The organism is Rhodobacteraceae bacterium IMCC1335 (assembly GCA_039640495.1).
Lineage (GTDB): Bacteria > Pseudomonadota > Alphaproteobacteria > Rhodobacterales > Rhodobacteraceae > Thalassovivens.
Window position 1 is genome coordinate 2,967,033 of the sequence record CP046864.1, and the last position, 25,449, is coordinate 2,992,481.

The window sequence follows — 25,449 nt, forward strand, 5'->3', positions numbered from 1 at the left end:
ACAGATTTGGAGTTTTACATGTTAAACTTCGACTAAGGCGATGGCCTAATAAAAGAAATCATGAATTCCAAAGACCCCATAAGTGTGGTTCGGCAGCACGTGCTTAAGAATGGCGGATTTTGGAATGACACCGATGTAGTAAATAAATCCACCATTTTTGAAATTCATCTCTATGGCGTCAGAGGCATTGGTCTGGGAGCAGATGAAGCGTTAAAAAACTGGCTGTTAAGCGCAAGAAACTCTTTGGAAAGCTCCAGACAGTGTTAAGCTTTTAGCGATATTGTAAACTTCGCTCCCCCTTGGCGTAGATTACTGACAGACACTTTGCCGCCATGGGCCTCAACGACCTGCTTCACAATAAACAAACCCAATCCTGAACTCGCATCCTCTTCTGCGGTGCCTTCACGATGGGTGAAAAATCTTTCAAAAATTTTATCTAGCTGCTCTTCTGGAATTCCCGGACCTGTGTCCTCCACAGACAGAGTAAGATCTTTCATCCAGCGTCTCTTTAGAGAAATAGTAACCGTTCCTCTTGGCCTGGCAAAGCTAATCGCATTCTCGATTAAATTGATGACCACTTGTGCAAACCGATCAGGCAAACCTACAAATTGTATATTTGGTGCAATATCAGACATTATTTTCACGCCCGGCGTTGCTTTGGCATCGCGGAAATGATCAACAAGATCATTGAGTAGAACCGAAAGGTTGAATTGTTCCCTCTTGGCTGCCACGAGCTCATGATCAACAGTTGCAGCCTCTGATATTTCACTAACAAGCTTATTGATCCGAATTGCTTGTTTCTGAATGGTTGTAATAGTGCCCTGAACCTTTTCCTGATCATTCAAATTGCCTCTTATTACTTCGGTATGCGCAATAATCGAGGAAACCGGATTTTTAATCTCATGTGAAATATCTGCAGCGAACCGCTCTTTGTCTGCAAAGATGCGCGCTAAGTTGTCATTCAACTTTATGAGGTTTTTGTAGACCAAACCAATTTCATCTTTGCGCTTCTCAAGGCTTTGGATTCGAAAATCCGTAAGGTGCTGCGCGACATCATCAGATGTCAGTTTTTTGTTTAATCGTCTTGAAAGTCGTCGCAATGGAAACGCCAATGAGAAGGCAAAGACAGAACCAATTAATAAAGTTATGCCCGATAATCCGATCAAAACCCACAGACGCGCATTATTATCTTTTAAATATATCTCACGCAGATGGTATGCATCTTTCAGGTCCACAATAGCGATTGTTTTTTTGTCAAACTTGACCGGCATGGCATATCGTAATTCATACCCATCCGCATTTGCTTCAATCAGGTGGTACTGCGCAGAAAATCTTGCTCGACGATACACGATAGGATCAGTAAGCAGATTAAAATCCACTAATCTCTTATATGAATAAAACAAAAGCTCCGCGATTTTCGGCAGCTTAGGTTGCTCTGCCAGTTTTGGCCCCTCTGATGTAATTTCAGAAACAATAATTTTGCTTTCCCGATAGGGATTATTAGTTTGAAAAAATGCAAATCCATCATCGTTGACCTCATCTATAAAGAAGGGACGGATTTCTAAAGCATCCGACAAAACCGTATCAAGTTGATTAAGCGTATTGGTAATCTCAATCATTTTATCAAAACGGCTCAAATCTGTTCTAAGCAATGTTGGCTTCACGATTTCGGAAACCAGTACGCCTTGAGAATATAGCGCGCTGCGTTTGTTATTAATTTCAGAGTAAGCCGTATCCTCAGTTAAAAAGATAAATGCCCAAAGCGCCGCATTTATAACGATCAGGAGAACAAATATCTTTACGAAGATACTACGAAAAACCATCAGTCGGCTTTCAACTTATAGCCCAGCCCATGCACCGTCGCGATTATGGAGCAGTCTTCATCGCTCGACTTTAGCTTTTGTCGAATATTGCGGACATGGCTGTCGATTGTTCGATCTGTCACATGAATGGCGCCTGCATAAGCTGCATCCATCAGCTGACTACGGCTTTTCACCAAACCGGGCCGTTCTGCCAAAGCTGCAAGTAAAAGACATTCTGTAACTGTAAGGTCTATCGGCACCTCTTTCCAAGATACCAAATGGCGACTTTGGTCTATAACCAAATCGCCCGCGATAATCTGAGAAGATTTGTCCTTAACCGAGCCATCAACATGGCGGCGCAAAACCGCAGCCACGCGCGCCAGTAAAAGGTGTTTGCTAAAAGGTTTGGTTACATAATCATCGGCACCAAGCGTAAAACCTATGATTTGATCTTGCTCTTCATCCTTTGAAGATAGAAAAATTACAGGTAGATTGGACTTAATCACTCTGAGTTCTTTTAAGAGATCATAACCACTCATTTCCGGCATTTTAATATCGCAAATTGCCAATGCGATTTCGTTTCTTCTCAAATGGCTTATTGCTTTAAGAGGGGAACCAAAAGCATCAATGCGATAACCCTCTGCCTCAAGCATAGATTGCAACGGGTTTAAAATTTCCGGTTCGTCATCAACAATCATCAGTCTTTGCATCAAATTAGCTCCATCACTTTGTGCAAAACTGGCACAGACTCATGAGTATCTCAAAGTGAAATAACGCTTCTGCACATATTCTGAATAATCAATCACACTAACTGCAAATATCTCTCAAACTGGCTGCACATGTCTCTGCCAAACATTTCACAACAGGTCGAGGCATCGATCTGTCGAGCAGAGCGAGTTGTAGGTTCCTCTCCCTTTACGGCTTCGCTCCTAGCCCTGGTGGTCTCCCCTCCCAACCACCGGGGCTGGTTAACCAAGAAAGGAATGAAAATGGAGACACTTCAAATATTCACAGCTGGAGAAATCTTGTTCTTCATTGCAGCCGCAGGTTTGTACATTTGGGGGTCCAAATGAATAATCTGCCCAAGAAACCTGAAACCGAAACCAAGGTAGCAATAAAGTCAAAAAAATATTCGATAAAACAGCATCAACTTTATCTAATGATTTTTTTGGTCGTGATCTTCTCACTGTTTGGTCTTTCAGCCTTCGCTTCACCAAGCACAGAATGGAAAAAAGAAGGTGATGATCCCTGGGTGGGTGCGTTGAGCCATCAAGGGAATGCCTTGCTTGCTTTTTTCATGTTTGATGACTGCTCAGTGGACTTGGACGTTCACCTGAGAGCGCCTGTCACATTTAGCAATCATTACCAAGAAAATCAGAAAATCGAGGCCTCTATCAAATTAGTATCACAAGATAGAAAACATGAGTTCGATAACGAAGCGACAATAGAAGAACTGATCGTTGATGAAGATAAAAATCAAAATCTAGTAATTTTAAATTTTGGAACATTTAAACATGTCAAACATGTTCTTAGAGCGTTCGATCCTGCAAAAGTTCATGTGTCATTTTCGATAAATAATGAAATTCTTAACTTAGAAAACAGCGTTTGGGACTTTACGAGCTTTGAAGATCCTATTTCAAAACTAGCAGCAAGCTGCAAACAATATGAGCCTGCCAAGTTGTATGATGAAGGGCAGCGATTTTTATCAGAAGAAAAAAACCATAAAAGCAACATAATAGCCTTCAATCTCATCAATGAAGCAGCGCAGTCAGGCTACGCGCCAGCTATGGTGGGCTTATCAGAACTTTATCAAAAAGGTGCAGGCGTTGACCAAAATTTGGAGATTGCAATTATTTGGCTTGAGCTGGCTGCCAAAAATCAGGTTCCCACGGCACAATTCAAACTTGGAAAGTTTTACAAGGACGGTTTAGCGCTAGAAAGAGATTTGGATAAAGCGGAGCGGCTTTTGCAAGCGTCTTTAGTAAACGGCGTCGAGCACGCTGCGGTTGAGCTTTCGGACCTTAAAGAGCTCAAAAAGATCGAACCATATCTCGATAGCGAATTTAGAAAAATAGCTGGCATGGCAGCTTATCAACGGACCCTGATCAACCTAGTCTCTGGAAATAAAAGAAGCCAAAAGACTGCTCTAACAAATTTAGAAAATTGGGCATTTAAAGGAGATGGGTCGGGTTATTTTTTATTGGCCCATCAATATAACGAGCGTGATTGGATACTTGGAAGCAACCAAAAAGCGCGGCGTTCTATTCAACGCGCGCAGAACATTGCATGGAAACAACTTAACACTGATTTGCTCATCAAAATTGCCGAACTCTACGAAACTGGCAAAATTGTTCCCAAAAGTGCAAAAAGAGCAATTTCTCTTTACGAGCGTGCGGCCAGATTATCAGACCCAAAAGCTAATTTGAAATTAGGTAATCTAATTTTAGACGAAGCTAAAAATATAGCAGATCTAGACCGCGCGTTTGAGGCCTTTTGGTTGGCTGCACGCGAACAAAGCTCACAAGCAAACAGATGTTTGTCACTATTTTATGCATTCGGTTTAGCAGTGGAAGCTGATGCTGAGGAAGCTGTCAGATATTCAAAATTGGCATCTACCGAGGAAAATCCTCAAAATTTCGTATGCAGTTTTGAACGGATTAAAGAGCTGTCCGTCCAGATCAGCTGATCACTTTCGCCTCCTTTGCAATACCCAGTTTTCTGACGCCCCAATCGGGCAAAACCTAACCATCAACCTTAACAACTTCACATAAAGGAAATCAAAAATGAGACCTATTTTCAAAACTATTTCAGCGGCCTTCTTGTTTCTTGCGAGCGCAGCTCAATCCGAAGAAGCCAAATTCAAAATTCAGGGGGACACCCTATTTTACAGCACTGAAGACGAAGGAATTACAAAGGATTTTGTGAGTATTTCAGACGCTTTACATTTTCGCACCATATTACGTGATAATCCTGAAATTCTTCGTATTAATCTTTATTCATATGGCGGGCATGTAGAGGCCGGCTTGGAAATAGCGCGTATCGTCAGTGACTTTGAAATAGACACTGAGATTTCAAAAGAATGCTCTAGCGCCTGTGTTCCTATATTTTTAGCAGGACAGAACCGCGTGCTTAAAAAGGGAGCATTGATCGGGTTTCACCGTCCAAACTGGCAGCAGGATTCGATGGAGCGTTACTATGATGCAAAGAAAGAAGACTTCGGCTGGAATACGCCATTTGAATTTTCAAACTGGGTTCAAAAGGACACGTTCGAAGTTGCAATGCAGCTCTATGATAGATTTTCTAAAGCTGGAGTTGCACCCGAATTCATCTCTCAAGCCCTCAAATATGACATTGAGCAAATGTGGTATCCTTCGCGCACCGAGCTTGTGAATTTTGGTGTGGTAAATCTGGTTGAACTAGCCGCCATGAGGCCCCCTACCCGTCCAACAAATGTTAAAAAAATCGAAGACGCTTTTCAAGAAGTGCAGATCAGTCAACTCGAACAAACCGAATGATTGAACATCAAATTTCTTAACAGGATCAAACCTATGAAACTTTCTCATGGTACTTTTCATTACTCTTTGGCGGTTAGTTGCGCGCTTTTATGCTTTTCGCCGGTTGCAGCTGATGAAGGCTCAGTTTCCCCAAGCATATGGGAATTTACAATAGAGCCTAAGCCAATGATTTATAAATCTGGCAATGTGACCTATGGGAACCGATTGTTCATGCTGCCGACTGATGATTGCGGCGTGCAAATACATGCCTGGTTCACATCTTACAACAAAGAGGCTCTCAAAAACCTTGAGGGCCAAGATATAGAAATGGATGTGGTTATCCTTGAAGGTGAAAATAACTATCCACTGATGAATGAAGCCTATCTTGAGTATGTTCTTGATCCCAGCTTTGGCGACTTAGATCTTCTGTTCTCAATTGCTTCTTTTCGATTAGGAAACCTTAACAGCGCCGAGACTTTGCTTAATTGGGAAGATTTGGGCGCAACTGGTTTGCAGATGACAGCCCCTTCTGACGAAGTATTCGACGTACCTGTAGAAAGTTGGGACTTTTCAGGCTTTAGGCCGGCCGTGCAGGAATTGCTGACTTGGTGCAAAAGCAACCAAGCGTAAATCATCCATTATCCAAATCAAACTACTCTGGAGGTTTTCTTGAAACGAAAGCTCATACTGCTTTTTGCGAGCATTTTTACCTTTTGCGCCATAATATTCTTCTTCGTTCGTGATGAAGTTCAAGACTTTATCATTGAGCAGCAACTCGAAACTCAAAGAGACGCTGAAAATGCAGGGCTGACTTGCGTACAAAAACTCGAAAAGAAAGGCGTGGAGTTTGTTGAGTTACAGAAATTTGGAAAGCCTAAATGCATAGTCAAAGAACCGGTTCGAATTGAAAATTATCCCACAACCAAACTTTCTGGTCCGGTTACATTAAATTGTTCAACAGCACTCAACCTTGCAAATTGGCTAGAGGAAATCGGCGCTAATGAAGTTGAACATTTTGGATCTTATAATTGTCGCACCATCCGAGGCAGCTCGATCATGAGTCAGCATAGCTATGGGTCGGCAATTGATATCGCCAGCATTAACGGGGCCTCTGTTTTATTTGATTGGGCGAATTCAGCTGAAAAGTCGGAGTTTCTAAAACATGCCGGAAAAACAGCCTGCAACCATTTTTCAAATGTCCTTACGCCGGATTACAATCAGGCGCATAAAGATCACTTCCACCTTGATGACGGGTATTTCTCAGCATGTGAAAAACCAACTGACACTAAATTAACAGCGGCAATGACGAGATTAGTACAGCATATATTTTAGGATAAAACTTCATTTAACTTCTGCACCTATTTCCCACATCGTACTTGTTTAGAACTTTGCAAACATAATTTTGCATCATTCCGATGGACCAAACACAAACGATGCAATAACAAACAAAGAGGCCAAATGGATAGCGCCTGTCATAGACACTTTTAATCTCTACGCGCGAACTTGACTAACAAACACTCAAAGCACGGTATCTAAATAATGAATGCAGTCGCTCATTAAAATGAATTTATCTGCATTTAACTTTAGAGACTTTCGCCTCTACTTGCTGGGAAACCTATTTGCGATCAACGCACTTTGGATGCAACGAGTTACAATTGGCTGGATCGCTTGGGATCTTACAAAATCAGCTACTTTTGTAGGGTTTATAGCATTCATAAATTTTGCTCCAGCGATTATCACAGGGCCTTTATTTGGGGTTCTCATTGACAGGGTGAATGTAAAAAAAGCCGCTCAAGTGACACAGTTTAGTTTGTTCACAATTTCTGTTGGCTTTTATCTTTTTTTCATTTTCGGGGGGCTCAATGAGTTATTTCTTTCTGTGCTCTCGCTATTATCGGGCATAGCCACTTCTGCGCATAATCCAGTAAGATTATCGTTAGCACCAAGGCTCGTTAATCACGGATCGGTTTCCTCAGTTGTCTCAATTGTTGCTATCAATTTCAATTTAGCAAGGTTAACGGGCCCCGCAATTGCCGGGTGGCTAATTGCGGTTTGGGGTTTGCAAATTACTCTCCTCGCCCAAAGCTTGTTATATTTACCCTTTATACTGATGTTAAACCTTTTACGTCCTCGAGATCAGGTGCCCCTTAAGGCAAGCAAAGAGCCTTTTTTGGCTGCCCTACGTTCAGGCGTGAAGCACACACTCTCTAATTCTTTAATGCGACAAGCCCTTTTAATAACGAGCATCTATGCTTTTCTAATTCGAGGAACTTTAGAAATCCTTCCAGTAATTGCTGATGGTATTTTCGCAAAAGGCGCTGCTGGCCTGGGAATAGTGACATCAATTGCTGGATTTGGTGCAGTCGTTGCCGGGATAACAAAAGTATTCACTCAAAGCCAAAAAGCAGGAGAAATACCAAAATTTGTGATCGCTAGTGCATTGCTTGGGGTAGCGCTTATTCCGTTAGTCGGACTTTCAAACACATGGGAGTTAACAGTTGGATATATCTGCTACTTAGGGTTTGCTGGAACTCTATCCGGCATTTCAATCCAAACAGCGCTTCAAATGGATTTGCCTGATCACTTTCGAGGACGCGTTATGAGCCTTTGGACGGTGGTCAATGTAGGCGCTACTGCGACAGGAGCGATGATATTGGGGGGACTGTCCGATTATATTGGAATTCCAACAGCGTTCTGTTTCGCCGGGGGCCTTGGCACAGTGCTATTATTAACAGCTCTTCTAAAAAACCGATGAGCCTGCAATAATTTATAAAATAACACTAAAACACAAACAAACTTTAGGAGAAGAGATCCACCAAAGTACGATCTATCACCTAATAATTTTCTGAACCGAATCGCCATTTGCCCCTTTTTATTGAGAAGTCTTAAGGTCGATCCACAGATTTTGTGGATAAGTTTCACAAAGATGGGGATAAGCCTGTGGGTAAGCGTTTTCCTCTAAATTTATGCTTTGTACATTCAGATTCCTGTGTACTCTCATAGATAATCTAGTCTGGGGGGTAACGAAATTTCAGGCTTAAAACTGGCAACAGATTTAAGGCTAAAACGAGTTTACCACTGTCGGATTACAGATGTTGGAGAGGACGATGATCTTCGGATCATTATCCGCAAAAGCATCGGCGGTTAAATTGTGAAAACAAACTCTTCGGAGATTGCGGAAACAAATTAAACGCAGGAGGCGGTAGTTCGCTAACGCCGAAGGTAACTGGTGAGTTAGATTACAGATGCTGGGAAGGTTCTCATCTTCGGATAAGAAAACGGAAAGGCATCGGCGTGATAGAATTAGTGAGTAATGTTTTCGGATTTTACACTCTTTGACTAAAACGCGGGAAGCATTGGCTCGCTAATGCTGAAGGTAATCGGCAAGTTAGACTACAGATGTTGGAAAGGTTTTGATCTTCGGATCATTATCATCGAAGACATCGGCGATTAGGTGGCGGAAGTGTTATCTTCGGATAATGTGCCCGTAAACCTAGACGCAGGACGCAATGGTTTGCCCATGCTGAAGGTGACTGACAGATGGATTAGAACAAGTGGCCGTTCAACAAGGAGCTTCTCCATGTTGGGCGGTCATTTTGTTTTTGGATTTTGATGCCTAGTTAGGAGTTTACTTGACCGAAAGATCCGAGTTTCTTGTTAACTATGACGCGCTCCAATTAAATATGAAAATTTTGGGCGACTCTAAAGGTTACTCTCTGCATGAGTTTTGTGATGAAACTAAACGCTTTATCATTGCATCAGAAACATGGGATTTAAAACCTTACAGCCTGACACTAGCAGATATAGATGAAATCTTAATCGCCCGTCAAAAGATGCTGCAGTAGTTCATTTTTTAATAACGGCCCCAAACATCATATTTTTTCCAAAGCTTGCAGGCGGAATTTCGCATCATGAACAGACCGAAGTCTTGATTTTCAATACTGCAATATCCGACTAACCTGTCATAAGTTTTTGCACCAGTTAACTCATATACAGCCTTTGTATTTAAAAACTGTTGAGCTAACCGATTTGCATGCTCACTATCTCGCGTAACGCGCTAGGGGCAATCCAACGCTGAAAGCCTAATAGCTATTCCATTTACTTCGATTGTATCACCGTCCCTGACGTGCGTTACCTGCCCTTCAAGTAGCGTTCCAGGTTTTGGTAGCTCTGACTTATTAATCTTTTTGTGGCAGTGGTACTTTTGCGAACCTGAATGACAACCATTCTTATCAAGTCCGCCGCTATGAGCGAAGGCGAAGTTTGCAAGGAGAATAAAGATTGAAGCTAAGAAGTATTTCATTCAAACTTTATCCAAACCCTCAAAAAAACGATCTAACTCATTATCATCCATATGCACCAAATGTGATGTTTCAGGAAAAACCCCGGTATCGACGTCGTTTACAAATTCTTTAAATGCAGAAATGCGTTCTAGCTGAAGTCGATCATACTCTGCCTTGAAATTACGATAGACTTTTGAATGGCGAGGGATATGACCTTCTGTGTATCCAAGAATATCATTCGAAAAGAGATATTGCGCGTCGCAGCCGGCGCCCGCACCCATCGACCATACAAGCAAACTTGTGCGTTTCGAAAGTTCTGTTGCTACCTCAACTGGTACAACTTCTAATTCAACCGCAATTGCGCCAGCATCTTCATAGGATTTTATCTGCTTGAAAAGCTGAAGCGCTTCTTCCGCTGTTTTCCCTACTGCCTTAAAACCACCTGTCCAAGTCGCTCTTGAAGGTACAAGACCAACATGCCCAACGACAGGTATGAATTCTTTCGCTAGCATTTCCACTGTAGAAAAAGAACCAGAACAATAAACTGCATCAGCGCCGCGCTCTATAGCAGAGTTACACCATTTAAAGTATTCGTGAGGTGTTCCACATTCAGTATGCGTTTGCCCCGCCATAGAAAAAATACTTGGCGCAACTTCACGGTATCGTGGATGAAACAAAATATCTGCTGGAACTGAAGCGATATCAATGCCCGCCGCCTCTGCTGCTGCTGCCTCATCAAGAGAAAAGTACCTCAACATTGTAAGCTGCTTTTGTCCTTTTAAGGCTCGTAGATCTAAAACTGTTGGAAGTTTACGTTGCTCCATAGACATTTCGGCGTCTCCTAAGTCAGGTCACTTTATTAGGCTCATGTAGGGCTGAAAGCCCTTGCATAAATCATCATCGCACCGAGAGTTTAACTACTAATCACTCATATTTAAAATAACCTCAAAGAGGATTTTTATTCCAAAATCAGAGTAATTGACGAGCTAATTTCTTTGTTTACTAAATTAGTATAATGGAGCTTTTCTTACAAATGATTAACATGACAACTTCCTGAAATAAGCATTCAAAATAAAATTATTGAAGCAATCATGCTTTTTTATCGCGTGCAGCTTTTTCTTCTTTTGTGAGTTTATTGTTCCACTGATTATTACTAAGGCCAAGCTCTGCCGCCGGCGGCTTGGTTTTACCATGGCTAATCTTACCGCCATTATTCAGAAACTCCTGAATAAGAGATTCATCAGTTGTTTCTTTTGGGACATGTTTCAAAATGGAATCTCACTCAATTATTTAATGATAGACGCTTTAGAAGGCTATAAAATGAATGTGGACTATCTCCATTCAATTTACCATACCAAGCGATAAGACTGCTTCACTCCTCTCGTCTCACCTCGTCAAACTTTGCAGCCATAGTTGGATTTTTTCGGGTCAACCTTTTAACAGAGACATCTTGCGCTTTGTCGTTGGCAAGCCGAAGATTTCTATCAGTGCTTAACAATGCTTCTTTAGTCTTTTGCAGATGAGAAATTGATTTATCTATTTCAGCTATTGCCGTGGTAAATTTCTTCGAAGCTAGTTCATAATTACGTCCGAAAGCTGTTTTGAATGCGTCTAATTCTGTTTCAAAATTCGTGATATCTATGTTTTGCTCTCTTACAAGAGCCAACTCTGTTTTGTATTTTAATGAATTCAAAGCCGCGTTTCTTAGCAAAGTAATCATCGGAATGAAAAATTGCGGCCTGATGACATACATTTTTGGATATCGGTAAAACACATCCACTATCCCAGTGTTATAGAGCTCACTTTCCGGCTCCAGTAAGGAAACTAACACTGCATATTCGCATCCCTTTTCGTTTCGATCTTTATCTAACTCTTGTAGAAAATCTTCGTTCTTTCTTTTAGTTGCGGTCGTATCCACCTCGTTTTTCATTTCAAACATAATTGAAATGATTTCAGTTCCATTTTCATCATGATCTTTAAAGATATAGTCACCTTTGCTTCCCGATCTGGCATCATTATCTTTCTCAAAAAAAGCAGATTGAAAAGCTGTAGACCGTAATTTGTTAAATTCGGTCTCACAATGCTGCTCCAAAGTTTCTCCAACCATCTTTGTTGAAAGTTTAGCCTTCATGTCTTTCAGGCGTTCAATCGCTTCATCACGATCGCGTATTTGAGTTTTATATTTGTCTTTGAGCAGGTTTTCTGAATTCTCTTTCTCTAATTTTGAATTTTTAAGATCGTTTTTTAAATTGTCTCTCTCTTTTTCCATTTCGCGAACAGCCTTATCAACCGTTGCTTGGACTGAACTATCCTTTTCTCGTATCGTTGATCTTAGGCGTTCAATTTCCACCTCTTTTTCTGCCTTCAAAGTTTGAATAGCGCTGTCGGATGAACTCTTAGCAATTTCAAGCGCCGCGGCATTTTCCTTCTCTTTCTGAGCTATTCTTTCTTGTAGGTGATTTTCGAACTCATGATCATGAACCTGCTTAAGGATATTTGCATAACCGCTTTCATCAACTTTGAATGCTTTGCTACAGTGTGGGCATTTAATTTCATTCATAGTGAACCGCCTTTTTTACAAAAAAGTTATTAGTCTCTTTGGTTTAATAAGTACTTTAGATGAATGATCGAGATCTTCTATAAGCTGCCTCGATAAAACGCTCTGATTTTGCAGAAGCAGTGCAGAGTTTATGATAAGATGGCCTTATTCCAACTCGTCCCAAATCTAATCGGTCTGCATCCCAGCACACTTGTACAGTAATATCAGCATCAACATACCCATCGGAATGATAACGCAAAGCTTCATCAAGAAGCTCCATTTCTTCTTCGTTTAATTCAAATAGCGTCCCACGAATGGCCTGCGCGTAATCGGCAGCTCTAGAACCATGTTCAGGGTCTCTGTCCTCGTTTCGGCGCTGGGTGTCATGGAGAAGACAGAATAGTTCTACGACCTTAAGATTGGCATTTTCCGTTTCAGCCAAAAGCCTCCCATTATGAAGCACCCGCATCCAATGGGCATACCCATGCAACCCATCGTGATCCATTTTATAGGCTCGACAGCAATGCTCAACAAACGGCTGCGTCACTATCTCGGATGTAATTGGTTTGAGTAGCTCCATCTGGCAATCTTGGAGTGAGAAGGGCTCAAATTCAAGTTACCTATTTCTTCAAACCAAGTAATTAAAAGAAATAATGTGCTCACATTTCTCTAGTTCTTCGGCTTTCAAAGGCCACCCTGACTACGTGGATGCTCTAAAAGAGTTGGGTGATGATGAAACCAAGGTGGTGAAAAGAACTAGCTGTGTGATAAGCGGTTAACCCCATGCGCACCCTACTCATAGCACTTATGATGACGCTCGCGTCGAAGGCGGGGGCTGCAAAATTGAGTTAGTTTGTCAGAGCCATCCGCTCCAAATCTATTAGATATATGTACTTCAAATTTTACAGACAGTGTTTAATTATGTTAATTCTTTACCATGATTTATAGAAACTGATCGATTTCCTTTGAATGTTTTACAAAAATTTCGAGGGCGTCGGATTGCGTTACACTTTCCAATATACCGTTATCCATCTCTTCCCTAGTCCACATCCAGCTCTTGATAGGATCGTCTCTCATTGCCCAATTAGCGAATAAGCGCCTCCTAGCTGATCCTGATGAGAGCAGTTGAATATCGACGTGTCGGTCATCCAACAATATTTTTGAATAAGTCATATTTAATTCTTTTTCTGGTCCTTCCAAAAACTGACAGTAAATATCATGTCTGCACAAAAGTGCGCCCGTTATGTCAGTGGCCTTATTATTGACCTGTGATTTCAATAAAATTTCGTCCAAATCCTTCTGGCTAAATCCAAAAGGTTTAGATGCGTAAATCAAATAGTTAAAGGGCTTTGAGACTTTTGATCTCATTTGGTTTTCACAAGGTCCATTATGCTTAGTAACATAAGTAACGGTTCTCACATAAAAAAATATTAATTTAGTTCTATGGACGAAATCTGAGATGGTTTAGGACGGAGATTAAGTTGATCACACCCGCAACACAGGAGAGGGCTTTTGGAGGACATTGTAAAAATGGCTGACCTATTAAGAAGGCCAGCCAGTCAAGAACAGCGAAACGCAAGGAGACGCGTTTCTAAGAGAGAGACTGGCGTTCCCAACAAAGATAGAAGCCAGCCTGAGTCTAACAAGAAACGGGAAGGTTATGTTAGAACTTGATCATCGGCTCTTGGCCTAATGTGTCAAAGTGTTACCTAACGTCATAAAAAAAGTCACCTGACGTCACAAATTAAAACGCTGATGATCTGTCTAATTTTTGTTCACCGTCTTTGATGTAGGCATTGTCACTGCCGTGCCGCTTATCTTTCATCGCGGTCTCAAAACGCGCGGTAATTTTAGCTTTATGCAATGCCAAAAAATGCTGCGTAATTTGCCCTGCATCGCAAGCCAAAGAGTGCTCTTTGTAACCATCATGGAAAAACAAGCCGCCGGATGACGTTACGCGGTAGCTTTCATTCAGCCAATTGTATGACACCGCCTTTGCAAACGTCTTTTGCACAGTTACGCGTATGCAGATGACGTCATTCTTGACGCTAACGCCAACGAAAGGCACGCGCCCATATTTGCGAAATGGCTCCAGCTCATTTCTGACAAGATCGGCGGCGGCCTCAAACTCTGGCACCATTGCCTGTTGAGCGAGTTGGACAAGTTTAATCTCAGCCAGTTTTTTGTTTTCAATTTCAGCGAGTTTTAACATCACGTTTCTTTCATTTTGTTTCAGATAATTCGTCTGCCAGTGCGCGCATGTTTGGCATTGTTATAAATTGCGGCAGGCCCAGCTCGACGGTCAATTCGGGCTCGCAAACTAGGCCTGATCCATCAGGGTAAAGCACTATCATTTCCTTACGCCCGCTGGCCCAAATGGCGCGCGCCTGGTCGCTTACTTTATGATGGCGAGCCTTTTCGGCGCGGCGATATCAAGGTCCATACCGCGAAGCATACGCGCAAATCCAGTTGCGCTATCTCGCTGAATTGCAACTTCTGGTCGCGGTTTTGGTTGATCGAAACGATCTATGAATATCTTGCCTTCACGCTGCAGAACTTCACGCGCTTGCTGCGCGCTGTCATATGCCTCACAGGCCAACGTCAGCAGCCGGACATGATGCGGCTCCAGAGCGTATTCATCCATAACAGACGCCCACCACTGGGCTGTCTCTGGGCTTAAGTGAACTGGGGGTGTTTGTTCTTCCATTTAGGGGAGATCTCCTGTTTTTCGTTTCAACGGGGTCAGCACACACAAAATTGCGATTACGCCAAACTCTTTCAGTTGGACGATAATCCAGGTGATACTTTCACCGGATTTTATATGGTAAGCAGTTATTTAAATAATGATTTAGAAAAAATGCGAGAGTTAGCATTTAGAATAATTGAAACGAATAACTCTAGAGAAGTTGACAATTGTACCAAGCCTTTTTGTGGTAACGCAGCTTACGCTTACATATTTTTAATCTATGAAGCTAATCAGAACAACGATCAGAAGAAAGTGGATGAATATTTACAAGACTTCAGATCAGTGCGTAATGAATACACGCGTGAAATGTGGATGGGTCGTGATAATCCAGCTCGTTTTATTTGGAAGGAGCAATTTGAAAAAATTACAGCTATGATGGATCAACTTGGATGGTCATCTGTATAATAAGAAAATACGATGAATTTAAATTATATGTTTGATTTAAACACCAATCGGAATTGTTTACTGGTTTGAAAAAAAGACGAACTCTTTCGATTTGTGAGGGGTATAGATCGTAATCATCCACTCCAAGCCTCATCCAAAGGCCGGTCTGCGTCGCTAGTTTGTTCCTGTAGTGTGCTAATGCTTTTAACTTTCTTTGAATTTGATAGCTCCGCATGTTTATCCATTCTCCACACCTTCCACACACTCCATCGATAGGATCTTTGGACCTTTTTAATCGTCAGACATATCTAATCGAGCTGCAGTTTGGTATGCCGGTCGTTTTCTTAAGCTTTTAACGTATGCCCCAAACTTATTGCTCCCAGTGGAAAATTTTGCGACATGTGCCCAACCTGCGCAATGGCCAAGGATGAAATCAGGTAAAGAAAGATTGTCACCCATTAAAAACGACCCTTTTATCTGTTTTTCAAGACGGTCAAGGTTTCGTTTATATTCTTGTTTGAAACTGTCTTTTATATTGGGGAAGTTATCTAATTCCTTGAGGCCCAGCGAAGAACGAGAGGCGGCCCACAAAACAGAATCAATTTCGTCTATGATCTGATGTGAAAGTGCATCTTGATGCGCACGTTCAATTGAGCCGGCTGGTGCAGTCAATGTCTGATGTTTGTCTGCTAGGTAAGTCATGATCGCGTTTGAGTCTGTAATAACTGCGCCTTGGTCTATAAGAATTGGAATCTTGCCTGAGGGATTATATTGTTTGACTAACTCTGAATGGGGTGGCGCATGAGTATATTCATAGGTCAGACCCATTTCTTCTAGCATCCATAAAACTCGAAACGCCCGACTTTTGACGGAACCAATTATTTTGTACATCTCGTCTGCTTTACATTTTTTAATTTTGAGGTTTCCTTTTTAGCACTAATGAAGCTTTTTAATAAGATATTTTTTTAAATATAAACTTAATCAAAGAAAATACCTAATTGGCTTGAGCTTGATGCTGCTAGTTTTGGTTTGGCTGCTTGGTGGTGTAAGGAGTGGAGCATGTGGAAGGTTAATAGTTGTTGGAACTAAAAACCTAGAACCTTGCGATGTGTGAGCGTATTGCGCTCAAATTTTTTTCGACGGTAGGCATTTAATAATGAGTTTTATTTTAAGTAGGCTAGAGTTTTTTTTAAGACTCCACATATCCGTGCGCTGCGTTATCCTGAAGCAAAATACTGGAGATAGGAGTTATAAAATGAAAACCCAAGTTATGACCTTCAATATCAGCAACACATTTGAAGAGTGGGTTGAAAGCTTTGACTCGCACCGTGAACTGCAAGCCGCAGCAGGAATGACGCCATTATTCCGTGGTCCTCACGAGGATGATCTTCAAAAAGTATGTGTGGTAATCCAAGTGGAAGATGATGCAAAGGTAGCTGCGTTTATGGCAGAAAATGAAGCATCGATTTTAGAGTCGGGTCATTTACTCCACACGACAGAGAGTAATACCTATTTGTAGTGAATGCACAGCCCAAACAGTAGTGTGCCTGAATATCGCTTGAGGCATTGGTGTTGTTAATTTTATAAGGTAATTTGTTTTGAAAGTTTTGAACATAGTTAGGTTTAAGCCCAAACCCAATCATTTAGAAGATGTTATCAAAGAACTCAGATCTCATAACCAGAGGTGCAGGAGACAATTCAATCAGCAACGTTTTCTTTCAGAGGTCGATGGCGAAATTTATCTAGTAAAAATTTCACCTTCGATAGAAAAAATTTCAGAAGATCAAGAAGTATCCCTTGCTCATTTAGATACGATCCGCCCTTGGCTCGAAGAGTGGTCTGATGAAGAGCAACACACGCGGTCTATCTCCGGAATGTTAATCGATGAATAACCACGTGCAAAGATTGCTCTTAGCATTAATAAACAAATATTAGGTAGGTGTTCTCAATGAGCTTTTATGAAAAATATCAAAGAGCGTGGGACGAACAAGACATCGGTGCAATGTTGGAATTGTACCATCCTGATTACAAGAGAATTTTTCATGCCACAGGTAAAGAGCAAGGATTTGACGAACTTGAAGACATAATGACACGTTGGCTCACGGGGACACAACGTAATCAGCGCAGGTGTCTATACGAGAATAGCGAAATCATCGTGGAACATTTTATAGCAGAGTTCCAAGACAATACAACGGAAGCAGTTTTGACCGTACATCTATTAAAGGACGGTCTTTTATGGCGAACAGAAACTGGCGCTACACCGCTATTTACAAAGGCCTAAACTCAACCGCATCGCTTATATAATCTTTGAAGACCTGATTGGAGCATGTCTTAGCCCCCTAGAACTGTGCCAGTATATATTGGCAAAGGGAGTAAGGAAACATGGCTCGAAAGCGTTATTCTGATGAAGATGTGTTGAAGTTGTTACGCGAGATTGATGTTCATTTGCACGATGGTTTGGACGTTGTGAGTGCGTGTCGCAAAGCTGGGATTTCTGATAAGAGTTATTATTACTGGCGTAAGAAGTTTGGAGGCCTTTCTCGTTCGCAGGTTTCTGAGATGAAATCGCTCAAGAAAGAAAACGAGCGCTTGAAGAAGATCGTCGCTGACTTGCAGTTAGACAAGGTGATCCTGAAGGAGAGCCTTGATCATCTAAAGCCGCGGGCCTGACGCGGGCTCAGCTTCGTCAGGCTATTATTCATACGCGTCAAAAGCTGGATATTTCTGAGCGGCGTGCTTGCGCTGTTCTGGATGTAGCCCGCTCAAGTCTGCGCTATCAAGCCAAATCAGTAGATGACAACGAACTACGCTTGGCGATGATCCGGCTGGCCAAGCAATATGGGTGGTATGGTTATAGGAAAGTCACAGCTCTGCTGCGCATGGAAGGCTGGCGTGTTAACCACAAGAGGATCGAGCGCTTATGGATTGAAGAAGGTTTGCAGCTGCCGCGCCGGCACAACAAGCGCAAACGGCTTTATCATAAAGACAGCTCCATCATCAGGCTGCGGCCCACACACCCCAACCATATTTGGGCGATCGACTTTGTGCACGATAAGCTTAGCAATGGGCGCAGCTATAAAATGCTCACGGTTCTAGATGAATATACCCGTGAAGCGCTCTGCGTGGCAGTGAGACCCAAAATGAATGCGAACGACGTTTTGGAGACACTGCACCCGCTGCTGATCAAACATGGTAAGCCAGAGTTTATTCGCTCTGACAACGGACCCGAGTTCATTGCCACGCATCTGCAGGACTGGCTGAAGAGGATCGGCATCAAACCAATGCAAATCTATCCGGGCAGCCCTTGGGAAAATGGATACAACGAACGCTTTAACGGCACCTTGCGAAAAGAAGTGCTCAACGCCGAATGGTTTCACACCACACGGCAAGCCCAGGTCGCTATCAATGTTTGGCTCAGGCAATACAACCAGTTCAGACCTCACCATGCATTGAACATGCGCCCACCCGTCCCAGAAACCTTATTAGAGAAACCAAAAATCAATGGACGAATATAGGGGGCTGGACAGCCTTAGCTATGTGCCTAGGTTTTAAAAATCACATCCTTTCCATCTATTTCGATGTTAGCACAAGGTATTTACGCAGAATTATGTTAGAAAGAAAGCGTGACAACTTTAGTTTCATTACTGGCCAAAAATATAGAGACCGCATCTCTCGTCATCTGAGAGCAGATGTCCAATCTGTTGTTTCAAAAACTCTGCATGAGCCACCCAGTGTTTATGGTATTAACCGAACAACTTGGACAATAAACTTGTTGACGTCGACCATAAACCAAGGCTCATCGGGACTAGATTTTAAAGTTACTAGATCAAATGTTTCCCATGCTATTAGAGCAATGGGATATAGATTTAAGAAGACCAGGGAGGTGTTAACAAGTAATGACCCCAACTACAAAGAAAAACTGGCAAAGATTACTAGAACACTTCAACGCCTTGGCCCTGCTGACCGTTTTTTTTCAATAGATGAATATGGCCCAATCTCAGTTAGACATCGAGGTGGAAAATTACTCACGCCCAATGGCGTCAGACCAGTTGTACAACAGTATCAGGAGTCGAAGGGTAAAATAATAATGACTGCGGCTTTAGAATTGGTAAATAACCAAGTATCATATTTTTACAGTCAAAAAAAAGACAGCGAAGAGATGGTCAAATTAGCAGACTTCCTTCAAAAAAAATACCATCATTGCAGATTTTTATATTTTTCTTGGGATGCAGCATCGTGGCATTCGTCACGCTATTTTTTATCTGAACTAAAAAAATTAAATGATCCAGTTTATAGAAACGAAAATCAACTGCCGAAGATTATTTTGAGGCCATTACCTGCTAGGGCACAATTTTTAAATGTCATAGAATCTGTTTTCAGTGGAATGTCACGTGCTGTGATCCAAAATAGCAACTATTCGTCAACAAAAGAAATGAAGGAGGCGATTGATGCATATTTTTCAGAACGAAATGATTTTTTCAGGCGTTACCCTCACAGGGCTGGTAATAAAATATGGGGTAAAGAGCGTGTAAAGCCCTCATTCAGCGTTTCTAATAATTGTAAAGATACCTTCGTTAAATACAGGCACTAATTGCAACCCTGCTTAACCTACTGATGTAGGCGATGTAGGCTGTGTAGCCCTTTCTGAAAACTTTCTACTGGGATTTCTGTGGGGACTTTTCGGATTGGGCTACATTCCCTACATTCCCTACATTGTTTTCTTCTTCTACGAGAAAGAGGAATACTAATAGACCATCCAACCCTCGTAGGTACACAGTCAGCCTCATCCCCCGGCATAATCAAAACCGTCAACTTGACGAAAACCATAACCCAATCTCAGGTCAGGCTCATATACGGCAACCCTAGGTAGGCCTTGGCGCTCGCCCCCAAGCTTTCGTAGACCAAACCGTAGACCAAAATACGCCTGTTGCAGGAACCGAAATGAGGCAGTAGCCTTGTTTTGTGGGGTTAATGCGTTGGGTCGTTTCCTACCGGAGGAACCATCACCTCCCCGGTGCGCCACTAACCTACATAACGCATTGTAATACCTCACTATTTTGACTTTAGTAGTGAGCCGTAGACCATGCTGGCAACCAAATCTAACAGTTACACATTCCAAAAGAGCGGCGTCTGGTATTTCTCCCGTCGAGTTCCCGCAGACTTACGGCGGCATTACAGAACGGGTAGGACTTGAAACAGCTTTACGTTATTGATTGTATGAATGAACTCTGCTTTGCAACAGCCTCGTGAAATAATTCGGAATGAGGATATATCGCACCAAAATGACCCCCATCAATTTCATAAAACTCTTTTTCACTTCCTATCCGGCTATACACCTCTAGCTGCACATCCCGGCTGATGAGTGGCATTTCATCATCCTTGCCAATCATCATTAAAACTGGCGCACTTATAAACGGAGCCGTAAGCAACGGGGTAAAAGGAACCTCCGTTCGAGGTATTACCCTCGTCACCTGATTTTCCCAACCACTATTAAATTTTCCACCCTGTTCTATAAACCATTTAAAAGCTTGTATCGGCGTTAGCAAAGAAGGATTAGCTTCCTGATCAGCAGACACAACTGGCATCGGGCCTTCTCTAGACAAATCTTCCAACTGATCAAACTTCCCTTGGGCAAATATGGTCTTAAAGGTTTTGAAATCTTTTTTAGGGTTTTCAAAGTTAACAATTCTTAATCCACAGGAAGCGGTGAACGAAACTATACCCGCTAACCCCTCGACCAATGCACCAACTGTAAGAACAAGCATGCCTGCAAAACTATCGCCCCAAAGGATAATTTTTCCACTGTGATCACCATCTCTTTTTTTAACAAACGAAACAGCAGCGGCAATTCCCTTTGCTTGGAGCCAAGGATTGATTAGTTGACGCTCCTTTCCACCACTCCTTCCAAAACCAGCATGATCAAATAAAAAGACATTAAAGCCCTTCTTTTGAAATTCAGATGCATAGTCAGACAAACACATTGTTATTGTGGCGGAGGTGCCATGACACATTATGATGCATGGGGCTTCGGACTTAGTTTGAGCCGAATACCAGCGACCCCTTAGCGTTGAACCTTCTGAAATAAACTCTTTTTCAACAAACATCCGGTCGCTCCTGTTTTGATTATGGAGACGTCTCATTTAACCCTTAAATTGTCAAAAAGTTTTCGTGCTGTGATCAAACAAAGTTTTACGCAACCAGGCCGCTAGGATATCAGGCGGATATCCGTTTCCATAGCTATTTCCAACGCCGTGCGTTAGCCAGCCACCAATCTGGTCGATAATCTCGCTGGGGCATTCTACCGCCCTCAACCTATCACGCATTGAATGCCTGAAGCTGTGAATTGTGTAACCTCGCCCAATCTTGGATTTAAGCCACTTGTTCAAGGCAGCACTTGCTGAGTTGGCGTTAGTTCTTTTGCCATCATTGTAGTTGGGGAAAGCAAACCGACTTTCTATCGATTGGGCTAATATCCGTTCTGCGGCCCACTTAGACGAGCCAACAAGTGGAACCAGCCTTTCACTGCTGGAAGTTTTCAAGGATCGCCAAGGATGCGGCGTGATGTTGACGCAAAGAATACCATCCCGTTCTACGAAATCTGACCTTAACAGCCCAGCGCCTTCACCCAAGCGTATGCCGGTGTCAGCTATCAGAGCAATAAGCCACCGCTTTTCGTCATCAGCTTTATAACACTTCTGTTGAACCTTCTCGATGTCTTCAGGCTTTACGGGAATGCGTTTCTTAACCCCTTGGCTTTGATCAAAATAGACGTTTGAGAATGGGTTGACGATTGATAGCCCAAACTCACTCAGGGCCAAGTTTATAACGGCTCTCACAGTACCAAATATCCTTGCTACAGATGCTCCGTTAAGACCTTTGGCGAATAGATAATCACGGAACTTCGTAGCATCTGAGCGGGTGTACCCTTGGAGATTCTTCATCCCGCAACTATCGATTAAGTAGCCGCAGCCTCGCTTCAACGTGGCTTCAAAAGCGGGTGGCTTATTCTGCCCTTTCAATCGGAGGTATAATACCACTGCATCAGATAGGCTTGGCCCCTGACCAACATTCTTTTCTGCAGGCTCCTCCAATAAATGCTTACCCGGAATATCATCTGACGACATTCGCATAATAAGCCAATGCCGATCCAATTTAGCAGCATCGCTCATTGCCCTAACCCGAGCATCCCTGATGGATTTGGTTCTTAACGAGTAGGCAATCCTACCCGTTCTGTAATGCCGCCGTAAGTCTGCGGGAACTCGACGGGAGAAATACCAGACGCCGCTCTTTTGGAATGTGTAACTGTTAGATTTGGTTGCCAGCATGGTCTACGGCTCACTACTAAAGTCAAAATAGTGAGGTATTACAATGCGTTATGTAGGTTAGTGGCGCACCGGGGAGGTAGTTCTACTCCTAATACCTGCGCTGAGTTACTGCTAACATCCTGATATCATTAGGTACAGCATCCCTGAGTTCATCACAATAAGGCGTATTCTGGTCAGTAATCTGGTCAGTAATCGCTGGGGGGGCCAGTGCCATGGGGGTATACCGGGGTACTGTACTCAGCCATGACCTGCGATTGGGTTATGGCAACTGTCATCGGCTTGGATCAGGCTGTTTCATCGGGGCTTGACAGTTTTATCTGTGCGGTAGGATGGCGGCTCTGTGCATCACTCAAGCAATTATCCAAGCTGATACACGATCCTGCTGCTTGATGCTGATTATCCCAGAATCTTGTTAATGCTTCATCAGGGTATCGGGCATGGGTCATAGAGGGCTATGGGGTTGCTATACCTGTGGTCTGCCAGCGATTAGTCTTGTAATCTCGTAAACCACTTTGGGCTAGGTTTCGGGGTTAGTTGACCGCCCTGCTGATCCTTAAAGGGACAGGTTCCTATAAGTACCTATAGCACCTTGTCACATTAACGGTATTACTCCCCCGAAACTTCAGGCTCAGGCCCGTAGAGATACTTCAGATTAAACTCAGTGATAGCACCTTCACCCCAGCCAGCGGTTAAATAGGCTTCGGCTTCTTCATCAGTCCACGGGGTATAGATGCTGGTGGTGGGGGAGCCTGAATAGTCTTTGGGTAGGAAAAGGTGTTGGTGGGTGGTCTTACGTTTATCACCAGCTTTAAAGGTGGCTATTTGAGTAGCGGTGCGGAACGAGAATATAAATCATCGAAAACGTCATCAAGATATGGTTTAAATTTCTTCCATTGTGAAGAACTGCCTTTATAAACTTTATTTCTTACTTGGTCGTTCGAAACTGTTTTTATAATTCTAGGGTTTTTATGAGGAGAAAGGCAAGCCTCCTCCCAATCCAGCCCAAGATATTCGATAAGTTTATTTGTTTCTATATTTTGCTCAGAAGTTAAATGTTCATAATTCAAATTATAAATTTTGTTGTGGTAACTTTTTGTCCAAAACGACATTAAGTCTTTGTATAGCAGAAAATAATCGACCGTGTTTTGTAAATCGCAGCTATATCCCAGAGCCTTTGAACGAAAATGGTTTTTGAAATTTGACCAACAAGTAGCGGCTGGATCACGCATGACATGGATGATTTTTGCTTCGGGGAAAGCTTTACAAATTAATCCAATATGCAAAAAATTGTGAGGGGTTTTATCGGTTACAAATGGCGTGCCAGCGGCGTGCTGAACGATACTTTGAAGGTAATTATCTCTAAACTTCATAATAATTTCTTCTGTGACATTTGTGTATCCAATGCTTATTGGAGCGCCTTGTTTTATAAGATAGGGAGCCTCTCCCGCAGCTGATATTTGGGAGTGACTAGACAGTATTTGTTCTACTAGGGTCGTTCCCGAACGTGGCATTCCAAGTATAAAAATGGGTGTGGCTTTCAAAAGCCTTTCGATTTTTGGTCTAGGTTTTTTAATTTTGTTGTGATGAGCTTTAATTTTTTCAAATAGAGTTTGGTCATTTTTAAATTCGTAACCTAAGCTTTCCTGCCTAATTTTACCGGCTGCTTTATAACTTTGAAAGGCTAAATCAAGATTATTAGTGTCCTCACACATTTTTCCGTAAGTATAGTACAATAGACACAGGTTTTCTTTGCTCTGGTCAGCCCCGCAGATCAATTTTTTTACTAAATTTAGTTGTGGATCATTTATAGTATATTTTTTTAAGTAACTTGAATTCAGATGAGCTGCTCCATTATCTGGCTCTAATTCGATAGCAGTTTTAAAGGCTTTTAATGCATTTTCTGTTTGACCTAAATCTCTGTAAATATTTCCTTTACCATTCCATGCGTCAGCACATTGTGGATTAATCTCTAAGGCTTGATCATATGCTTCAAATGCTAGTTTTTCTTGATTACGGTCTCTCAATAAATCCCCAATATTTTTATGTGCCTCAAAATAATCTGATTTCAGATTGCAGGCTTCTTTAAAAGCTTCTAGTGCCTCATCGTCATTCTCCAAAAATCTGAGTGAAATGCCTTTATTGAAATAAGCACCTGCAAAGTATGGAGCGTATTTTATTGCATTATTATAAGCGTCGATAGATTGAAAAACTTTTCCAATATGAAATAAGCTTGTTCCCAAATTATTATAAGCTTTTGAAAATTTTGGATCAAATTTAATAGCTTGAGTAAAAGCATCAACAGATTTATCAAATTTTTTTTGTAGTTGAAGAATGACGCCCTTGACATTGTATGCATCGGCAAACGATGAATTTAATTCGATTGCCTTCTCACATAAAATCAGAGCTTCCTCAAATTCACCAATTTCTTTAAGTACTACTGCTTTATTATTATAAGCATCAGCAAATTTTGGGTTCAAGAGTATGGCTTTATCAAAAGCGTCATGCGCAATTGAAAACCTTGTTAGCTGAGCAGATGTAATGCCTAAAATGTGCCATATTTGAAAGGCGTTTGGAAATTGTTTCGAGAGCCTTGTGGCCATATCAAATGTGGCTTCAAATTCCCCAATATTAAATTTTTTCAGAAGACTATTTATGGCATTCTGAAAAGATGTTCCTGCTGGTTTTTCTTGCATATTTTTTGATAGAGCAGCTAAACCCTCTTTCGCCCTTATATTTTTTGGATAAGAATTTAGTATGGTCGAATAAATTTTCTTAGCTTCCGCAATTTCACCTTTTTTGGCATGCGACTTTGCTTTTAAAAGTGCCTGATCAATTGACAGTTTTGCCAAACTTACTTCCTTCTTTATCCAAATCTC

Annotated in this window: 24 protein-coding genes and 2 pseudogenes; 12 read left to right on the forward strand and 14 right to left on the reverse strand. The window is 42.0% G+C overall.

Annotated elements, in window-relative coordinates; all coding sequences use genetic code 11:
* Positions 1 to 263 precede the first annotated feature (263 nt).
* Both GN241_14375 and GN241_14380 read right to left on the reverse strand, forming a co-directional pair.
* Positions 264 to 1,823, reverse strand: coding sequence for a histidine kinase (locus tag GN241_14375; protein ID XAT58443.1), 1,560 nt, complete (start codon positions 1,821 to 1,823; stop codon positions 264 to 266).
* Entirely contained in the window at positions 1,823 to 2,512 is a 690-nt protein-coding gene (locus GN241_14380) for a response regulator (GenBank protein ID XAT58444.1), read from the reverse strand. Before GN241_14380 ends, GN241_14375 begins: the two co-directional genes overlap by 1 nt.
* 359 nt (positions 2,513 to 2,871) lie before the next feature.
* On the opposite strand from GN241_14380, the gene GN241_14385 reads away from it, so the two are divergent.
* The 6 genes from GN241_14385 (at position 2,872) to GN241_14410 (ending at position 9,141) form a co-directional block, all read left to right on the forward strand.
* Positions 2,872 to 4,488 carry a hypothetical protein gene (locus tag GN241_14385; protein ID XAT58445.1) on the forward strand — a complete coding sequence of 539 codons (1,617 nt, stop codon included), beginning with the start codon at positions 2,872 to 2,874 and terminating at the stop codon, positions 4,486 to 4,488.
* A gap of 97 nt (positions 4,489 to 4,585) precedes the next feature.
* Positions 4,586 to 5,317 carry a hypothetical protein gene (locus GN241_14390; protein ID XAT58446.1) on the forward strand — a complete coding sequence of 244 codons (732 nt, stop codon included), beginning with the start codon at positions 4,586 to 4,588 and terminating at the stop codon, positions 5,315 to 5,317.
* Positions 5,318 to 5,350: 33 nt separating this feature from the next.
* Positions 5,351 to 5,926 carry a hypothetical protein gene (locus GN241_14395; GenBank protein ID XAT58447.1) on the forward strand — a complete coding sequence of 192 codons (576 nt, stop codon included), beginning with the start codon at positions 5,351 to 5,353 and terminating at the stop codon, positions 5,924 to 5,926.
* The gene (locus tag GN241_14400; GenBank protein XAT58448.1) at positions 5,927 to 6,628 is read left to right on the forward strand and encodes a hypothetical protein; all 702 of its coding nucleotides are present in this window, start codon (positions 5,927 to 5,929) and stop codon (positions 6,626 to 6,628) included.
* A 211-nt stretch (positions 6,629 to 6,839) separates the two neighbouring features.
* Complete coding sequence (locus GN241_14405) at positions 6,840 to 8,051, forward strand: MFS transporter (protein XAT58449.1); 1,212 nt, start codon at positions 6,840 to 6,842, stop codon at positions 8,049 to 8,051.
* An 877-nt stretch (positions 8,052 to 8,928) separates the two neighbouring features.
* On the forward strand, positions 8,929 to 9,141 hold the full coding sequence (locus tag GN241_14410) for a hypothetical protein (GenBank protein ID XAT58450.1): 213 nt from the start codon (positions 8,929 to 8,931) through the stop codon (positions 9,139 to 9,141).
* A gap of 338 nt (positions 9,142 to 9,479) precedes the next feature.
* On the opposite strand, the pseudogene GN241_14415 reads toward GN241_14410, so the two are convergent.
* From GN241_14415 to GN241_14450, 8 genes and pseudogenes are all read right to left on the reverse strand, one after another.
* Positions 9,480 to 9,599, reverse strand: a pseudogene (locus tag GN241_14415) (YHYH domain-containing protein).
* Positions 9,600 to 10,403, reverse strand: a complete 804-nt coding sequence (locus GN241_14420; GenBank protein ID XAT59299.1) for a 3-methyl-2-oxobutanoate hydroxymethyltransferase — start codon at positions 10,401 to 10,403, stop codon at positions 9,600 to 9,602.
* 265 nt (positions 10,404 to 10,668) lie between these two features.
* On the reverse strand, positions 10,669 to 10,848 hold the full coding sequence (locus GN241_14425) for a hypothetical protein (protein XAT58451.1): 180 nt from the start codon (positions 10,846 to 10,848) through the stop codon (positions 10,669 to 10,671).
* Between the two features lie 103 nt (positions 10,849 to 10,951).
* On the reverse strand, positions 10,952 to 12,139 hold the full coding sequence (locus tag GN241_14430; GenBank protein ID XAT58452.1) for a DUF2130 domain-containing protein: 1,188 nt from the start codon (positions 12,137 to 12,139) through the stop codon (positions 10,952 to 10,954).
* Positions 12,140 to 12,194: 55 nt separating this feature from the next.
* Complete coding sequence (locus GN241_14435; GenBank protein ID XAT59300.1) at positions 12,195 to 12,587, reverse strand: HD domain-containing protein; 393 nt, start codon at positions 12,585 to 12,587, stop codon at positions 12,195 to 12,197.
* Between the two features lie 473 nt (positions 12,588 to 13,060).
* Positions 13,061 to 13,486 (reverse strand): blue light sensor protein, encoded by a 426-nt coding sequence (locus tag GN241_14440; protein XAT58453.1) that lies wholly within the window; start codon positions 13,484 to 13,486, stop codon positions 13,061 to 13,063.
* A 376-nt stretch (positions 13,487 to 13,862) separates the two neighbouring features.
* A complete protein-coding gene (locus GN241_14445) occupies positions 13,863 to 14,330 on the reverse strand; it encodes a hypothetical protein (protein ID XAT58454.1) in 468 nt (155 codons plus the stop codon).
* 183 nt (positions 14,331 to 14,513) lie between these two features.
* Positions 14,514 to 14,825, reverse strand: coding sequence for a hypothetical protein (locus tag GN241_14450; protein XAT58455.1), 312 nt, complete (start codon positions 14,823 to 14,825; stop codon positions 14,514 to 14,516).
* Between the two features lie 114 nt (positions 14,826 to 14,939).
* Here GN241_14450 and GN241_14455 point away from each other — a divergent pair, with 114 nt between their 5' ends.
* The gene (locus tag GN241_14455; GenBank protein XAT58456.1) at positions 14,940 to 15,269 is read left to right on the forward strand and encodes a hypothetical protein; all 330 of its coding nucleotides are present in this window, start codon (positions 14,940 to 14,942) and stop codon (positions 15,267 to 15,269) included.
* A gap of 270 nt (positions 15,270 to 15,539) precedes the next feature.
* Here the strand turns inward: GN241_14455 and GN241_14460 are convergent, their stop codons facing one another.
* Positions 15,540 to 16,139, reverse strand: coding sequence for a glutathione S-transferase (locus GN241_14460; protein XAT58457.1), 600 nt, complete (start codon positions 16,137 to 16,139; stop codon positions 15,540 to 15,542).
* Between the two features lie 265 nt (positions 16,140 to 16,404).
* Between GN241_14460 and GN241_14465 the strand changes: the two genes are divergently transcribed.
* The 5 genes and pseudogenes from GN241_14465 (at position 16,405) to GN241_14485 (ending at position 19,839) form a co-directional block, all read left to right on the forward strand.
* Positions 16,405 to 16,767, forward strand: a complete 363-nt coding sequence (locus tag GN241_14465; GenBank protein XAT58458.1) for a DUF3764 domain-containing protein — start codon at positions 16,405 to 16,407, stop codon at positions 16,765 to 16,767.
* A gap of 79 nt (positions 16,768 to 16,846) precedes the next feature.
* A complete protein-coding gene (locus tag GN241_14470; protein ID XAT58459.1) occupies positions 16,847 to 17,140 on the forward strand; it encodes a hypothetical protein in 294 nt (97 codons plus the stop codon).
* A gap of 56 nt (positions 17,141 to 17,196) precedes the next feature.
* The gene (locus tag GN241_14475) at positions 17,197 to 17,529 is read left to right on the forward strand and encodes a nuclear transport factor 2 family protein (protein ID XAT58460.1); all 333 of its coding nucleotides are present in this window, start codon (positions 17,197 to 17,199) and stop codon (positions 17,527 to 17,529) included.
* Between the two features lie 101 nt (positions 17,530 to 17,630).
* Positions 17,631 to 18,763, forward strand: a pseudogene (locus GN241_14480) (IS3 family transposase).
* Positions 18,764 to 19,032: 269 nt separating this feature from the next.
* A complete protein-coding gene (locus GN241_14485) occupies positions 19,033 to 19,839 on the forward strand; it encodes an IS630 family transposase (GenBank protein ID XAT59301.1) in 807 nt (268 codons plus the stop codon).
* 610 nt (positions 19,840 to 20,449) lie between these two features.
* Here GN241_14485 and GN241_14490 read toward each other — a convergent pair.
* The 3 genes from GN241_14490 to GN241_14500 all read right to left on the reverse strand — a co-directional run bounded on the left by GN241_14490 (position 20,450) and on the right by GN241_14500 (position 25,422).
* Complete coding sequence (locus GN241_14490) at positions 20,450 to 21,388, reverse strand: hypothetical protein (GenBank protein ID XAT58461.1); 939 nt, start codon at positions 21,386 to 21,388, stop codon at positions 20,450 to 20,452.
* Between the two features lie 15 nt (positions 21,389 to 21,403).
* Positions 21,404 to 22,189, reverse strand: a complete 786-nt coding sequence (locus GN241_14495) for a tyrosine-type recombinase/integrase (GenBank protein ID XAT59302.1) — start codon at positions 22,187 to 22,189, stop codon at positions 21,404 to 21,406.
* 1,202 nt (positions 22,190 to 23,391) lie between these two features.
* Complete coding sequence (locus GN241_14500; protein ID XAT58462.1) at positions 23,392 to 25,422, reverse strand: tetratricopeptide repeat protein; 2,031 nt, start codon at positions 25,420 to 25,422, stop codon at positions 23,392 to 23,394.
* Positions 25,423 to 25,449: the final 27 nt, after the last annotated feature.